The 16,493-nt window shown below is 36.7% G+C and carries 13 protein-coding genes; 6 read left to right on the top strand and 7 right to left on the bottom strand.

Features of this window, described 5'->3' with window-relative positions; genetic code table 11:
* The first annotated feature begins 337 nt into the window (after window positions 1–337).
* From EKL96_RS02925 to EKL96_RS02910, 4 genes are all read left to right on the top strand, one after another.
* Window positions 338–1,261, top strand: coding sequence for a transporter (locus tag EKL96_RS02925; protein WP_126457965.1), 924 nt, complete (start codon window positions 338–340; stop codon window positions 1,259–1,261).
* A complete protein-coding gene (locus EKL96_RS02920; RefSeq protein ID WP_126457962.1) occupies window positions 1,251–2,807 on the top strand; it encodes a phosphatase PAP2 family protein in 1,557 nt (518 codons plus the stop codon). Before EKL96_RS02925 ends, EKL96_RS02920 begins: the two co-directional genes overlap by 11 nt.
* Before the next feature lie 358 nt (window positions 2,808–3,165).
* On the top strand, window positions 3,166–3,546 hold the full coding sequence (locus EKL96_RS02915) for a hypothetical protein (protein ID WP_126457959.1): 381 nt from the start codon (window positions 3,166–3,168) through the stop codon (window positions 3,544–3,546).
* A gap of 2 nt (window positions 3,547–3,548) precedes the next feature.
* Window positions 3,549–3,758, top strand: coding sequence for a helix-turn-helix domain-containing protein (locus EKL96_RS02910; RefSeq protein WP_126457956.1), 210 nt, complete (start codon window positions 3,549–3,551; stop codon window positions 3,756–3,758).
* A gap of 167 nt (window positions 3,759–3,925) precedes the next feature.
* Here EKL96_RS02910 and EKL96_RS02905 read toward each other — a convergent pair whose 3' ends face one another.
* The 7 genes from EKL96_RS02905 to EKL96_RS02875 form a co-directional block, all read right to left on the bottom strand.
* The gene (locus EKL96_RS02905; protein WP_126457953.1) at window positions 3,926–4,207 is read right to left on the bottom strand and encodes a FoF1 ATP synthase subunit delta/epsilon; all 282 of its coding nucleotides are present in this window, start codon (window positions 4,205–4,207) and stop codon (window positions 3,926–3,928) included.
* A 69-nt stretch (window positions 4,208–4,276) separates the two neighbouring features.
* Complete coding sequence (gene atpD / locus EKL96_RS02900) at window positions 4,277–5,788, bottom strand: F0F1 ATP synthase subunit beta (RefSeq protein ID WP_073204939.1); 1,512 nt, start codon at window positions 5,786–5,788, stop codon at window positions 4,277–4,279.
* 257 nt (window positions 5,789–6,045) lie between these two features.
* Window positions 6,046–7,515 carry an SGNH/GDSL hydrolase family protein gene (locus tag EKL96_RS02895; protein ID WP_126457950.1) on the bottom strand — a complete coding sequence of 490 codons (1,470 nt, stop codon included), beginning with the start codon at window positions 7,513–7,515 and terminating at the stop codon, window positions 6,046–6,048.
* 33 nt (window positions 7,516–7,548) lie between these two features.
* The gene (locus EKL96_RS02890) at window positions 7,549–10,374 is read right to left on the bottom strand and encodes a TonB-dependent receptor (RefSeq protein ID WP_126457947.1); all 2,826 of its coding nucleotides are present in this window, start codon (window positions 10,372–10,374) and stop codon (window positions 7,549–7,551) included.
* A gap of 386 nt (window positions 10,375–10,760) precedes the next feature.
* Entirely contained in the window at window positions 10,761–12,608 is a 1,848-nt protein-coding gene (gene glmS, locus EKL96_RS02885) for a glutamine--fructose-6-phosphate transaminase (isomerizing) (protein ID WP_126457944.1), read from the bottom strand.
* Between the two features lie 9 nt (window positions 12,609–12,617).
* Entirely contained in the window at window positions 12,618–14,207 is a 1,590-nt protein-coding gene (locus EKL96_RS02880) for a DUF4270 domain-containing protein (protein ID WP_126457941.1), read from the bottom strand.
* Between the two features lie 20 nt (window positions 14,208–14,227).
* The gene (locus EKL96_RS02875; RefSeq protein ID WP_126457938.1) at window positions 14,228–15,034 is read right to left on the bottom strand and encodes a glycogen/starch synthase; all 807 of its coding nucleotides are present in this window, start codon (window positions 15,032–15,034) and stop codon (window positions 14,228–14,230) included.
* A gap of 108 nt (window positions 15,035–15,142) precedes the next feature.
* Here EKL96_RS02875 and panC point away from each other — a divergent pair, with 108 nt between their 5' ends.
* Both panC and panD read left to right on the top strand, forming a co-directional pair.
* Window positions 15,143–15,991: a pantoate--beta-alanine ligase gene (gene panC / locus EKL96_RS02870; RefSeq protein WP_126457935.1), complete on the top strand. Its 849-nt coding sequence runs from the start codon at window positions 15,143–15,145 to the stop codon at window positions 15,989–15,991.
* 14 nt (window positions 15,992–16,005) lie between these two features.
* Entirely contained in the window at window positions 16,006–16,356 is a 351-nt protein-coding gene (gene panD / locus EKL96_RS02865) for an aspartate 1-decarboxylase (protein WP_126451936.1), read from the top strand.
* Window positions 16,357–16,493: the final 137 nt, after the last annotated feature.

Here is a 16,493-nt window from a genome sequence, read left to right as displayed (position 1 = left end):
TTCTGAATTCACTTTTGTGAATAATTTGATAGGCCATTTTGCATTGCTATTCTGGTATACTTTGTATAACTAGCCTTTAGGACCATGACTAAAATGGATTTATAGAACAGTTCTCTGTTTGAAAAACGCCCTTAATCAATGCATTTAGCCTTGTAAATTCAAAGAGATTTTTTGGCTGAAGCCAAAAACAAATCTTGTTTTACAGCGATATTACTTGACAAACAATCACTATTTTTAACTCAGACCTTCTTAGGTAAAAAGTTGTTGTTGTTGTACTATTTTATACCATTATCCATTCTAAAAAAGGCTAAAACCATTAACCAAAAACCATTTTTTAATGAAAAAAATTTATCTGAACTGCCTGCTATTGGTTCCTCTATTTATAAATGCTCAAACCGAGATTGACGGAATTATGATGAGTAAAAATAATTTTTGTTTTGGAGCCGTTTACCAGTACAGCAGCTGGAACAAGTATTGGGAAGGAACTTTCAAAAGAGAAAATCTTAATCTGGGTACTGTTTCAACAAAATCAATTGCTCTAATGGGAAACTATGGTGTTTCTGACAAATTGAATATTATTTTCAGTCTTCCTTACGTGGATACACATACAAGTGCTGGAACAATGGAAGGCAAAAAAGGATTACAAGATATTTCACTAACAGTAAAATACATGCCATTTGAAAAAACAATTGGTAAAGCTACCTACTCGTTATATGCTTTGGGAGGACTTTCGGCTCCGGTTACTGATTATTCAGCTGATTATTTACCCTTGAGTCTTGGCCTAAAAAGCAAGACAGCTTCTTTACGAATCATGGGTGATTATCAAAGAGGTCATTTTTTTACCACTATATCAGCCGCTTATGTAAAAAGAGATAATATAACCGTTGACCGAAACTCCTACTATACAAACGAAATGCATTACACCAATGAAGTAGACATGCCAGATGCAATTTCTGTAAACTTGAGAATTGGCTATCGTTCCACTAGATTAATAGCCGAAGCGATTCTGGACAATTGGGTATCGCAATCCGGAGGATTTGACATCACTACCAACAACATGCCTTTCCCGAGCAATACTATGAATGCCTTAAAAATTGGCGTGAATACTAAATACACACTCCAGAAAATTCCGGGATTATCTCTTATTGGGGGGTGCAATTTTGTTACGGAAGGTAGAAATATTGGCCAATCAAACACCTTCTACGGTGGTTTATTTTACATCCTTAATTTAAAAAAAACAGCACAAGAAAATGAAAAATAAAACACAAAAAATAGCCTATTACAGTCTTTTGGTTCTGTTTCTTGCAGTGAACCAATCTTGCAGTGATGAGCTAACAGAACGCAACGAGCAATTCCCTCAATTAAATCCTATCAATACAGACGAATTAGCAGGGACCTGGAAAACATTCTTACTGACTACTCCGGATGAGTTCTCTTTGGATGCACCAATAGCAACTACTGCAGCGGCTTTTACAAGAGAAATAAATGAGATAAAAAGCTATCAGGCAAACATCACGCAAGACCAAAGAAACATCATAAAATACTGGAGTGCCGGAGGAGTTTTGCGTTGGAATGAAATCATGCGAACATTAGTGGCAAGACACAATCGACCGCCGTATCAAAATGAAGACGGAACCTACCCTGCACCATCTGGAGCAAATCCGTTTGCGAATCCGCAGTTTCCATTCTCAAATCCGCCTTATGCAGCCAGAGCGTATGCCTATGTGAGTGCGGCGCAATGCGATGCGATGATAGCAACTTGGCATTATAAAAAACTGTACAATAGAGCTGCACCTTTTACGGTTGATGCTACATTACCGGTTTTAATCCCAAAAAGCAACTTGCCTTCCTATCCCTCTGAAGATGCTGTTTTAGCAGGAGTAACGGTTGAGTTATTAAAATTATTATTCCCAACAGAAATCGCTTACATACAAGAAAAGGCAGCGGAACAAAAATTATATCGCATTATTAGTGGTGCCAATGTTCGCAGTGATGTGGATGCCGGAATTATTCTAGGCAGAAAAATAGCAGCCAAATTTATCGCCAGAGCTACTGCTGACGGAACAGCAGCTGCTATTGGCAATCAAGCGCTTTGGACACAACTGGAAACTCAAACGGCAGCAACCGGAGAAACTCCATGGAAATCATTAGATATACCAGCAAGACCTCCAATGCTACCATTATTTGGAAAAGTAAAATCATTTCTTATGACTCCTGAAATGGTTGTGGCCAGCCGCCCGATTCCACCACCATCTACAAAATCAGAACAATTTGCAAAAGAATTAGCTGAAGTAAAAAGCTATGGAAAAAATGCCACTAGAAAAAACATGGAAATTGTTGCTTTTTGGGCTGATGGAGTAGGAACTTATACGCCACCCGGACACTGGAATGCAATTGCATCAGAGTCATTTGTAGCACTCAATTATAGTGAGGTGCGCTGGGCACGAAATCTAGCGTTGCTAAATATTGCTATGATGGATGCGGCGATCTGCTGCTGGGACGCAAAATACACGTACTTTAACCCCCGACCTTCCCAAATAGATCCGTCTATAAAAACATTAACCGGGATTCCAAATTTCCCTGCTTATGTATCCGGCCATTCTACCTTCAGCGGTGCGGCCTATGTTGTTTTATCACATCTCATCCCTGCAAAAGCACAAGGTTTTGTAGCTATGGCAAAAGAAGCTTCGGATTCCAGAATGTTTGGATGCATTCATTATAGAAGCGATTGTGAAAAAGGACTTGAATTAGGCGAAAAAGTGGGTGGCTTTGCAGTTGCAAGAGCTCTTATTGATGGTGCCGAATAACTAAAAATAATCAAGTTGGTGATTTGTTTTAATGGTTTGTTTTAATATCTAATTTTATCAACTACCGCCTAACAGATGTTGGAAACCTGTTAGGCTTTTTTATAAAAAAAACTATTAAAAATGAGTTTTGTCTAAAACAGTTTTTAATTCAGATTTAAAATAAAAAGAAAAAAAATACCTGTAATTAATTTTTTTTTATATTTTATTGTTTTTAAACATTTAATTATTGTTTGTCAATAATTTTTATATATTTACAAGAAAAAATATGAGAAAAATTATTATTTTAAATTGGGTTTTAAAGATCTTCATAGGATTATTAATCTTAGCTATCCCAATAAACGAGTGCTTACGGTATAACATGTCTAGCGAAGAAATAACTATAATGTACAAGGAATCTATTTTCGGAAATTTAAGTCCTTATATAATGATAGTACGGATAGCTGTATTAATATTAGCGTTGTTTAATATTCAAAAAGGGCTACAAGGATTTATTAAAGAAGGCTTTTTTAATTACAAAGGCTCAGAGAGATTTAAAAGAAGTGGCTACCTTTTGTTGCTTTTAAGCGTTTATGGGATCATAATTAGACTGTTGGGCATGAGTCAGAAGCCAAAGGACCAAATACTTTCTGATATTATTATGTATTTGTTACTACTTGCAATTGGCATTGGGTTATTAGCTTTTTCTGATGTTATTAAAAAAGGAAATATTATAGAAACTGAAAATAATTTAACAATATAATCATGTCTATTATCATCAACCTGGACATAATGCTCGCTAAACGAAAGATGCGTTCGAATGAATTAGCGGAACGAATGGGAATCACAACAGCTAATCTTTCTATTTTGAAAACCGGGAAAGCAAAAGCGATTCGGTTTTCGACTCTAGAACTGATTTGTGAGATTCTGGAATGTCAACCCGGAGATATTATGGAGTTTGCAAAGGATAAATAATCTCTTGTTCTCGACTTTTTAGCCCAGATGGAAACGGCATCCTTTTACAAAGCTTCCAGCCTTTTGAAGGCCGGAAGCTTTGTAAAAGATATAGTGGACAGCTGGACATAGCTCCAAAAAAAAAGCCCCACAAATTGTGAAGCTTTGATTTATAACTCAAAATTATTTTAGTCAACTAAAATAATAACTTTATTATCTTTCATTTCAATTGTTCCTGAAGTGATCGTTAGCGTATAATTTTGATCATCTAACTTCGTGAATTTACCTACTACCTCTTTTGCAAAAGCAAAAGTAGAAGCTGTAATTTTCACGACACCTTTTCCTAAAATAGAAACGATCGGTGCGTGGTTATTCAAAATTTGAAAGCTTCCATCAACTCCGGGCAATGTAACCGAAGTTACTTCTGCTGAAAATAATTTTGCTTCTGGTGATACTATTTCTAATAACATACTTTTTAGTTTACAGTCTCAGTTTACAGTCACAGTACTGAATACTGAGCCTGAACACTGAACACTAATTTATGCTTCCGCTAACATTTTTTCTCCAGCTTCGATAGCTTCTTCAATAGTACCTTTAAGGTTAAAAGCGGATTCTGGCAAGTGATCTAATTCACCGTCGATAATCATGTTAAATCCTTTGATAGTATCTTTGATATCCACTAACACTCCTTTTAATCCTGTAAATTGCTCAGCAACATGGAAAGGTTGAGATAAGAAACGTTGTACACGACGTGCTCTTGAAACGGCTAATTTATCTTCTTCCGATAATTCTTCCATACCAAGGATCGCAATGATATCTTGTAATTGTTTGTATTTTTGTAAAATTTCTTTTACTCTTTGTGCACAGTCATAATGCTCATCACCTAAAATTTGAGGCGTAAGGATTCTTGAAGTTGAATCCAATGGATCAACCGCTGGATAAATACCTAGCTCAGCAATTTTACGAGATAATACTGTTGTTGCATCAAGGTGAGCAAAAGTTGTAGCCGGAGCCGGATCCGTTAAATCATCTGCAGGAACGTAAACCGCTTGCACTGATGTAATAGAACCTTTATTTGTAGATGTAATACGCTCTTGCATCGCACCCATTTCAGTAGCCAATGTTGGTTGGTAACCCACTGCAGATGGCATACGGCCTAAAAGTGCCGAAACCTCAGAACCTGCTTGTGTAAAACGGAAGATATTATCCACGAAGAACAATACATCTTTCCCTTGATCAGTTCCTGCACCATCACGGAAATATTCAGCGATAGATAATCCAGAAAGTGCTACACGAGCACGAGCTCCTGGAGGCTCATTCATTTGTCCGAAAACGAAAGTAGCTTTAGACTCTCTCATTCCTGGCATATCTACTTTAGATAAATCCCATCCTCCATTTTCCATAGAGTGCATGAATTCGTCCCCGTATTTTATAATTCCTGACTCCAACATCTCACGAAGTAAGTCATTTCCTTCACGTGTTCTTTCCCCTACTCCTGCGAATACAGAAAGTCCACCGTGACCTTTTGCAATATTGTTGATCAACTCTTGAATTAATACTGTTTTACCAACACCAGCACCACCGAACAATCCAATTTTCCCTCCTTTTGAGTAAGGCTCAATTAAATCGATTACTTTAATACCTGTGAATAAAACTTCAGATGAAGTTGACAAATCTTCGAATTTCGGTGCTTGTCTGTGAATAGACATCCCGTTTTCTCCTGTTTTTGGCAAGTTTCCTAAACCATCAATGGCATCTCCAATCACGTTGAATAAACGACCGTAAACATCAGCACCAATTGGCATTTGGATAGGATTCCCTGTTCCAACTACTTCATAACCTCTACTCAAACCATCTGTTGAGTCCATCGAAATGGTACGTACTGTGTTTTCACCAATGTGAGATTGTACTTCAAGTACTAATAGTGTACCATCTTTTTTTGTGATTTCTAATGAATCATAAATTTTTGGAAGTTCAACATCCTTACCGTTGAAAACAACGTCAACTACTGGGCCAATGATTTGGGCAACTTTTCCTATTACTTTTGACATCACTTATGTATTTATTAAATAGCTATTTAGGTTTATGAAACAGAACCAATCGAAACATATCGATTATACCCTTTTTTCAGTGTGCAAAGATAATTTTTAAAATATAAAATCAAGATATTTTTTTATAAAAAAAGATATTTTTTTAATAGATTATTTAGAAACGACTTAGAAACTAACAAAAGACCGAGTTGTCACTAAAATAAACAACCACCACGTCATCAAACGGGTGGTTGTTATTATAGAAAATCAAATTCTAATTATTGAATAGAAGCCGGATATTGAATAGGGTAGAGCCCTAAATCAACAGGTCTTAGCGTAGCTGTATATTTAGCATTTATAGAATTTGCAAAAAGGTTTGCTATTAATGCATATCCCCTTGCGCTGGGATGCACTCCATCGAGTGAAAAAGCACCACCAGTAACATAAGCCGCCGTAATATGAAAATTCCCAAAACGAATTCCGCTTGAAGACAGTTGTGCCATAGTGGCTTTAGCATCTACAAAAGCTAATCCTTTAGCATCAGCAACTGCTTTGATGGTAACATTATAAGCATCTGTAGCAACTTTGACTTCCGCCACCTCCGCTTTAGATAAAACCCAGTTGTCAGCAAGAGGCACCGAAACGCCGTTTACAGCTGCAGCATTCCCTCCTACTAGTGTTCCAATAAAAGTTCTCGACGTAAGCACTAAAAGATCTTCTTTAGTTGCTTGTCTGAACGAAGGAACTCCAAAAGCACTCAAATTTGTCAAATAGCTATCTACAATCACCACGGCATTCGCTCCTGCAGCAAACTTAACAGTTCTTCTTGTTGCTTCAGCTGCTGTAAGTAACCCATTAGTGACCATTGCCTGCAAACCTCCATTATAAGCAGCATAACCTCCATTTAATTGTGCAGCCACAGCGGCAGTCAATGGAACTGGATTATAAGGAACTGTTGTAAAATAAGGAAGTGTAGTTACATAAGGAAGATTCGCAACCACCCCTTTTGCACCATTAGCCGTCAAGGCATTCACCAGCCCGGTATACACATTTGCAAAAACAGTTGGATCTGTAATATCATTAGAACCATAAGTAGCAGGGTTAAAATTTCCGGTTCTGTCCACTCCTATACCTCCAGAGGTAGCGTACGTCAAGACATCATTCCCGCCAATCCACAAGGAGAAGAACGTTGGTGCTTGAGTCAGGGCATCTGCTAAAACAGTCGTTCCTGAAGCTGAAGCAAAACGAGCAAAATACGGGTTAGCCGCACCAGAAGCCACTCCGGCTACGTTTCCATAGCCCGGGGCTACTAAATGAAAACTTTTAGCCCCTGGAATTCCTAGGTTGTTAATAGGCCCAGCTACTTTATTTGTAACTACTGTGGTAGGAGTACCGCTTACCTGAACAGGTCCTGAACCATTAAAATACAACCTATTTGTTGCAATTACATTCCCTCCCAACAATAAGCCACCAATATTATCATTGGTGTATGGCGTTTTAAATTCACCACCACCTGCTAAAGCGAACTGTTGCGACAGGATGTTTACATACGAATTTTCTTGTCCTTTTTTGAAAAGAGCGCCATCACTATATCCTGCGGCAAATGAATCTCCTAAAGCAACGTATTTTGAAAAACTTGCTGTTCCGGAAGTTATAGGAACCTCAACTGGCCCAGCATTGTCATCCTCGTTATTACATGCTGCGAAGGTTAGCGAAATCAACAACAGCCATTTGAAATTTTTTATCATAATATATTTTTTAAAATTATTGACTTTTCTGAACTACGGATTAATTGTCCAAGAAGCAAACCATTGCTGTCCGATGGCACCCGCTCCAATTACCTGAATATAATCCCTTCCTCCAATATTAGTAGCTCCCACTTTAAGCACTGATTTTAAGGCCGGAAAACCATAATTAATCTGAGCATCTAAGACCGTGTTTTCAGGAACAATTCCATCAGCAAAAGAGGACTGCCATAAATATTCCGTATTGTATCTCGCATTGATATTAAAACCAAAATTTTTGAATAATTTATCATTTCCTACAGACGCTTTAACCCTATGTTTTGGCGTATTGAAACCAGCTACAAAACCTGGATCTTCTGCTTGATCAAAACTAAATTCAGCAAAATTATAATTTACACCAACCTCAAAATCTTTATACACTTTCTTAGACAAGCCTACACCAAAACCTTGAGACGTGATTTTTGCAGTAGTATTCGTATACACTTGGTACACTCTTCTATCTCCATTACTTAATGCAGAAAGCGTCGCTAAAGTTGCTGGATTTCCAAAATCAAATGTCGTGTTAACGTCCCCATAATAAGGACTAATTACTCTTGAAACATTCATGAAATCATTATACACATTGTAATATCCATTAATATCAATTGATAAGTCATTATTTACAACCGTACGATATCCTAGCTCAAGTGCCTGAACTTCTTCTGGCTTTACCAGCCCTATATTAGCCACTTGCAACAAAGCTGCTGCAGCCGGAACATTAGCTGGATTAGCCGCTATTGCCGCACTAAAAGCCCGAACTGAAGCTAGCGTAAACGAATTGTTATACGCATTTTGTCCTGTTAATGTTAACGTAGCAGGAACGCCCATTGCTTGTCCCGCCGCACTAACTCCTCTAACCTCTGTAAAACGATCTAAGTTTTCAGGAGCTGAACCAATTAAAGCAAATGGCCCTAAGTCAAGACCAATATACTGGTCTTGAGTTGTTGGATTTCTAAAACCAGTTTGATAAGAAACCCTGAAATTATGTCTTTTTGACTCTCCCGCAGAATACACTAAAGAGACACGAGGGGATATATTTCCATTAAAATTTTGACTTTTATCGTACCGTGCAGACCCAGTAAATTTCAATCGGTCATCTAAGAATTTTTTAGTTAATTGCGTATAAGCACCATACTCATTATAACGTAAAGGACCATCAAAATCAGTAAAGATTGTTCCCTGAGAATTCATTTCATATTGTCTGAATGACCCTCCTAATTGGATCTCTGCAAATTTTATTAGATCTTTAAAATTATAATTTACATCTGAATGGTAAATTTTTGATTGATCAATAAATTTAGCTCCTTTGGTTAGATCCGGTTCCGCGATTGCAGCCGCCAAAGCACGATTGAATTGTACCGAACCCGGTTCAAATCGCGCACTCCCTGTTGGAGTTGGCAAAAAAGGAAGTCCAGCCGGTTTAATATTGTAATCGGCATAGTTCCTTGCATTCGCAGCAGATAACTGTGCATTAGTTCCCAAAACTGCACCTGAAAGTTGATATGCTGTAGCATAGTTCGTAAACCATTCTGTATCTGATTTTGCCGCTCTATTAACATTCCAAGCAGCAAAACGCATGTCATAGGAATTCCCTGCATCTTCATCCGTTATGTACCCTCTTACAAAGAAATTTTTTCCTTTTACTTCTATTTTAGTTTGTTGCATAAAGAAATCATTGAGTGCATATCTATTCGCTCCTTGATAAATAGTGCTCCCCAAACCTATTTTGTGCTGTAATATAATTTCGGTTTCCCCTTCCCATGGTTTAAAATGTAAAGAAAAATCTGCCTTTACACTTCTTACTTTATTGTCATTCAGGTCTTGTTCCCGGTATCCGGTTCTGCTTACCTGACCAACATTAGTGATGAAAGTAGTTACCTCATCACCGTATAAATTTAATCCGTCATAATTTTGATTATTAGCATGACCTATTGATCCGCCAGTAACGCTTCTTTGATCAGCAGCAATCCATTCTGTAGCTCTCATAAAATTAAAATTCCCTTTGGCGGCAAAATGCTTGCTGAACGCTTTGGCAGCTCTAAGTCCAAAATCAAAATAATCATTAGTTCCTGCTACTTTCTGGGTTGTTTGTCCATATTTTACGTAGGTACTGATCCCTTGATTTGTGAACGGATTTTTACTGTTCATAAATAAAATACCATTGAAAGCATTTGCACCATACAATGCAGAGGAAGCTCCCGGCAGTAATTCTACATTAGCAACATCAATATCAGAAAGTCCTATTAAATTCCCCAAAACAAAGTTTAAGGCCGGAGATGAATTATCCATTCCGTCTACCAGTTGCATGAAACGCGTATTGGCGACAGTTGAAAACCCCCTTGTATTAATCGATTTAAAGGAAATACTACTGGTATTAAAATGCACCTCTTTCAGGTTTTCTAAACCATCATAAAAGGTTGGCGCCGTGGTGTTTTTTATCTGCTGAATTCCCATTCTTTCAATAGTAACCGGAGACTCGATCACTCGTTCTGGTGTTCTTGAAGCAGAAACAACGATCTCATCTAGCTTGTTCTCTTCATCTAAAAGCTTTATGAGTAGTTTTTGACTACTAGAAACAACACTAATTTGTTGAGAAACAAACCCCACACTGGTCACCTCAATTGAATAAGGTGGTTTTTTAGAGGATTGCAATACAAAAGAACCGTCTAGATCCGTAATTGTACCAGAAGCATCTCCAACTATCTTGATGTTGGCTCCAGGAATTGGTTGGTTGTTACTATCAGTAACAGTACCTGAAATTGAGTTTTGAGCAAAGGTTAGACTGCAAAAAAACAATGACAAAAAAAGTAAATACACTCTCATTGGGTTCTATTTTGTTGGTTTAGGAAGCCAAAGTACAAATATTTTTGATATTAATAAAAAATCACCTGTAAAATTTCATATTTATCAGTAATTTTGCCTCATTTGCAGTTATTCTACATTTATATTTTATTTCAAAATGTTAAAATTTAGATTAAAAAATCAAAATTTCACTATGCATGCATATAAAAAATACATTTATCACAAAATTATTATTGATTTTTGGATATATGATAAAAGTGTCAAAAGAGCAAACATTTATGATTCGTTTGTATTTCGGAAAAAAATTAAAGACAAAAGAAGTACTAATAAAAAAAGCCTCGAAAGTTTTTCTTTCGAGGCTGGCACTACTAAAAAGGATATCAGTAATATCCCTATTATATTTTATTTTATTCTACAGTAACCGACTTTGCTAAATTACGAGGTTGATCTACATTGCATTCCCGCATAACAGCAATATGGTACGACAAGAGCTGTAACGGAATTGTAGTTATCAGCGGCGATAAAGCATCTGAAGTTTCTGGTATTTCGATAACATAATCTGCTAACTCCCTAACTTGAGTATCGCCTTTAGTCACCACTGCTATAATTTTACCACTTCTGGATTTTATTTCTTGTATATTACTTACAATTTTATCGTAATGGCCTTGTTTAGGCGCAATAACGACTACTGGCATGTGTTCATCTATCAGTGCAATTGGTCCATGTTTCATTTCAGCAGCAGGATAACCTTCAGCATGAATATAGGAAATCTCTTTTAGCTTTAAGGCTCCTTCAAGCGCTACAGGAAAGTTATAGCCTCTCCCCAGATAAAGACAATTTGGAGCATCTTTAAACATCGCCGCAATTTCTTTTGCTCTCTCGTTTGTCTCTAAAGCTTCTTTTACTTTTTCAGGTATAATTTCTAATTCCTGTAAATAAGCATGAAAAACAGAATTTGACAATGTCCCTTTGGCTTTAGCCAAACGCAACGCAATCATAGTCAAAACCGTAATTTGAGTGGTAAAAGCCTTGGTCGAAGCAACACCTATCTCAGGTCCGGCATGTGTATAGGCTCCAGCATGTGTTTCTCTAGAAATAGAAGAACCTACCACATTGCATACTCCAAAAACAAATGCCCCGTTTTCTTTGGCTAACTTAATTGCTGCCATTGTATCTGCTGTTTCTCCAGATTGAGAGATGGCGATCACAACATCTTTACTGTTAATTATAGGATTTCTATAACGGAATTCTGATGCATATTCAACTTCAACTGGGATACGGGCAAATTCTTCAAATATATATTCCGCAACTAAACCGGCATGCCAAGAAGTACCGCAAGCAACGATTATAATTCTATCGGCGTTTAAAAATTTTTCTAAATTATCTTCCACACCAGACATTTGAATCAATCCCTGATTAGCATGAAGCCTTCCACGATAAGTATCTTTGATAACACTTGGCTGCTCATAAATTTCTTTCAGCATGAAATGATCATATCCTCCTTTTTCAATTTGCTCCAAATTCATTTGAAGTTCCTGAATATTCGGATTTACTAAAGAATCATCTTTAATTTTTCGGATTTTCATCGGTTTGTGCAACCTGATATTCGCCATTTCACCGTCTTCTAAATAAATAGCATTCGATGTATATTCTATGAATGGGGAAGCATCAGAGGCAATGAAAAACTCTCCTTCTCCAACACCTATAGCCAATGGACTTCCCAGACGGGCAGCCACAATTTCATTTGGATTTTTTTTATCAAAGACAGCAATTGCATAAGCGCCCACCACTTGGTTTAAAGCGACCTGAACTGCTTTGCCTAATTTTAGATTGTCTTTTTTTTGTACTTCTTCAATTAGATTCACTAACACCTCGGTATCCGTATCTGAATGAAATACATACCCTCTTTTTATCAACTCTGCCTTTAAGGGCGAATAGTTTTCAATAATTCCGTTATGGATTATAGCTAGATCTCCAGAATTAGAAAGATGCGGATGCGAATTTACATCATTAGGAACTCCATGAGTAGCCCAACGTGTGTGTCCTATTCCAATTGTTCCGTTGGTAGTAATGCTAGAAGAAGCGCTCTCCTCCAGATCAGAAACCTTTCCTTTTGTCTTACACAGTTTCAAGTTTTCGCCATCATATAGCATGACACCGGCACTATCATACCCTCTGTACTCAAGCCTTTTTAATCCCTTTATTACAATAGGATAAGCTTCTCTATAACCGATATATCCAACGATTCCACACATAAATTTGACTTAATTTGGTTTTGTATAAAAAATTTCAAGTTTCAATCGTTTATCAACTGGGACGGTAGATTTTGAGCCATATAAAATAGTTCCCAAAGGACTCATAACAGAAGCTTTTGGCGCTCCGGTGATAAAAGAATTAGGAGTTCTCAATTTATGGGAAGGAAATACACTGATGTCTTCGGTAACAACAACACCTAATTTGACATTAGTTGAATCCTTAACATTGATAAGATTTCGTATTTGATTGGTTATTCTAATCTTGTATGTCAACCCTTTTTTGGAAGTAGCATTTACGTTAATATTCCCATCAAAAACTGTTTTTGCTTTTTTGAGATTGGCAGTATTAGACGTTAAGTCCATATAATAATCCACAATAGGCCGATTATTATTAAAATCATATAGATAGATCCTTTTTGGTTCATAACTACCTGACATAGCCTCCGCATCAATATGAAAAACAAGACTTGCTTCATTGATCAACCAGCCACTGTTCCTAATGGCTTCTAACTGACCCGGAGTGTTAAAAAGACTCAATACTGCAACGGATCCTTGGCCCCCTTTAAGGTATAATTTCTCGTCTCCTTCCGAAGTATTTCCCGTATTAGGCAAAGCATTATAGGCAAGTCCGCTACTTCCAAAATTGTTTTCTAACAAACTAACACAGTTTCCTGTCAGGTTCATCACTATGGTTTTTTTAACTCGTGTTGGGCTCCCTCCAGTAGTTGAGGCCAAATCTTCATTGTATTTTATCGTAATTTTTCCTGCTTTAAAGTCCAACATTGCTAAATTACCGGCACTTCCTGCCGCTTTCTCCATTTTAAAGTACAGGCCTCTAAAATAGTCTTTAAAAACATCATTTGTTGCTAATTTCCCCGAAGCAACAGCATCTATTATCCTTGTTTTAAAATAGCCTCTATTTAGACTAATTTGCATTCCTGGAGCCGTTCTTGTTGTGGTAACAGCATTAGTTAAGGAATCCGTAACCGCAACTACATGCTCCGCAGGATCAAAGAAAAAAGCATCGTTTTGTGCTGTATCCACAGCGTCATTTAAACGACTGGATACTTTAACATTATCAAATTCTGTATTTTGGTTTGTAAAATAATTTTGAGCCTGTTGAAAACCACCTACCGGATCCGCATCTCTCATGTAGTAACCCGACTCATAGATGCTAATTTTCATTTTAGCTTTTTCAACACCATAAATTGAATCTAAGCGATACACATTTCCCGTTGTGGTAGATGAGGAGGTCAATGTGCTAAAATATGGAATTGTTAAGATTACACTTTCTATATAAGCATTTGCACCTATAGTAGATATAGGAGTGACCAATGTCAATTGTGTACCATAATTTGCTGTTACTTCGCCAAAATTAGGATTATTAAAAATCCCTAAAGGACTTACCGCAAGATTATTAGATTGTATTGGCCCCGTTTTTTGATTGTAGGCTATTACATCATACGTTTCTTTTTCCAGGTTAAAATTATTTTCACCTATTAAACCCGCTCCAATTTCATTATAATCTTTATCACAAGAATATAAAAAAGCAATACTTGCCACTACCAGAATTTTCTTAAAGAAAGAATTATTGTACATATTTAATAAAAAAGTTTAATTTAAAGAACCTCGTTTCTGTAGAAATTAGTATAAGCTTCCGCGAATGCATCTTTCGGGACGAAAGATAAAAAAGGTTTTCCTGAAGATTCTATAAATTTTGTTAAACTTGAAGACAGGTTTTCCGAGGCAATAATCACAGCGTCAGAATGTTTTATCGTGGCCTTAATAATATTTTCATAATCCGGGATTTCAAGATCAGCAATATCTTCTTTAGGTATGCCATCAAATTTTACTTTATTAATCATTCCAGCATCTAAAGTTCCTTCAAAAGACTGACTGTAAACCGATGTAACGATTTTTGTCTCTGAAAACAATGCTTCATTTTTATAATAATGTTTCATGTAAATGGGCAACATTGCCGCCATCCAGCCATGAACATGAATAATATCTGGCACCCAATTGAGTTTTTTCACGGTTTCTACCACTCCTTTTGCAAAGAAAATAGCACGCTCATCGTTATCCGGATACATCACGCCTTCTTCATCTGCAAAAGTCGCTTTGCGCTTGAAATATTCATCATTATCAATAAAATACACTTGTATTCGTTCCTTTGGTATAGATGCCACTTTAATAATCAAAGGCATATCCAAGTCATTCACTACCAAATTCATGCCCGAAAGTCTGATAACTTCGTGCAACTGATGTCTTCTCTCGTTAATATTTCCATACCTTGGCATAAAAATTCTTATCTGTCCGCCTTGATCATTAATCATTTTTGGAACGTCATAAGACATTAAAGAAACCTCGTTTTCAGCGAGATAAGGCACCACTTCAGATGATACGTATAATATCCTCTTATCTTTCATATTATAATTTACTTAATTTATTGGCAATAAAAACAGTGCAAAATTACAATAATTTATGCAGTTATTAACTAAAATAGTAAGTTTGCATTTAATTTTAATAATACAGTCATGCCTATTTTCTACGGAAAAGCATCTTTAGTGAACTATTTGAAACCTATAAAAGCACTTCACTCCACCATTGGATTTGTTCCAACTATGGGTGCTTTACACCAAGGTCATCTGGCATTAATGCAAAAATCATTGTTGGAAAATGAGAATACGGTAGTGAGTATTTTTGTCAATCCTACTCAATTCAACAATTCCGAAGATCTGGCAAAATACCCAAGAACATTTGATGAAGACGTAAAAAAACTTACGGCTTTGAATCCAAATATCATTTTATACGCCCCTGAGGTGGTCGATATTTATGATGGAACACCCCTTGCTGAACATTTTGATTTTGATGGACTTGAAAATCAAATGGAAGGCAAGTTCAGACCCGGGCATTTTAATGGTGTCGGTACAATTGTAAAACGTCTTTTTGAGATTGTTCAACCTACAAAAGCCTATTTTGGGGAAAAAGATTTTCAGCAATTGCAAATCGTAAAAAAAATGGTAGCTAAAAACCATTTAAACATAACCATAATTGGCTGTCCCATTTTTAGAGAGCCTAACAATCTGGCCATGAGTTCCAGAAATGAGCGTTTATCAGCTCTGGAAAGAGCCGAAGCAGCTATCATCTACAAAATATTAACTTCTGTAAAAGCCCAATTTTTTACAAAAAGTACCGCAGAAATTTCAGAATGGGTTCAAAAATCATTCCGGAACAATCCTACTTTTGTACTGGAATATTTCGTTATTGCTGATGAAGCAACCCTGCTTCCGTGTACCCGAAAATATAAAAATAAAAAATACCGTGCCTTTATTGTTGTAATAGTCAACAATATTCGTTTGATTGACACCATTTCATTAAATTAATTTACTTTTGTAGCATGCAAATTCAAGTTTTAAAATCAAAAATTCACCGCGTTAAAGTAACGGGAGCCGATCTGAATTATATCGGAAGTATTACCATTGACGAAACGTTACTGGATGCTTCTAACATCATTGAGGGGGAGAAAGTGTCTATTGTAAACATCAATAATGGTGAACGTTTTGAAACCTACGCCATCAAAGGCGAAAGAAATTCAGGAACCATAACCCTCAACGGACCTGCGGCCAGAAAAGTGCAAAAAGACGACATCATCATCATCATCTCATACGCAACAATGGAATTTGAAGAAGCCAAAACCTTCAAGCCTTGGGTTGTTTTTCCCAATGAAAAAGACAATTCTTTGACCTAAAACATTCCATTCTAAAACGGCTCTTTATGGTATCGTTTATGATACGCAAAAGGCCCTTGTCACTTCCAGCCACTGATGCTCTATTTTTTAAATAAGAAAAATAAAAGCAACAGTGGCTAATTTTTTATAATGTAGTA

It is taken from the genome of Flavobacterium sp. LS1R10, from assembly GCF_003968825.1.
GTDB lineage: Bacteria > Bacteroidota > Bacteroidia > Flavobacteriales > Flavobacteriaceae > Flavobacterium.
The sequence above is the reverse complement of the archived record's forward strand: the minus strand, read 5'-3'. Positions and strand labels throughout refer to the sequence as shown.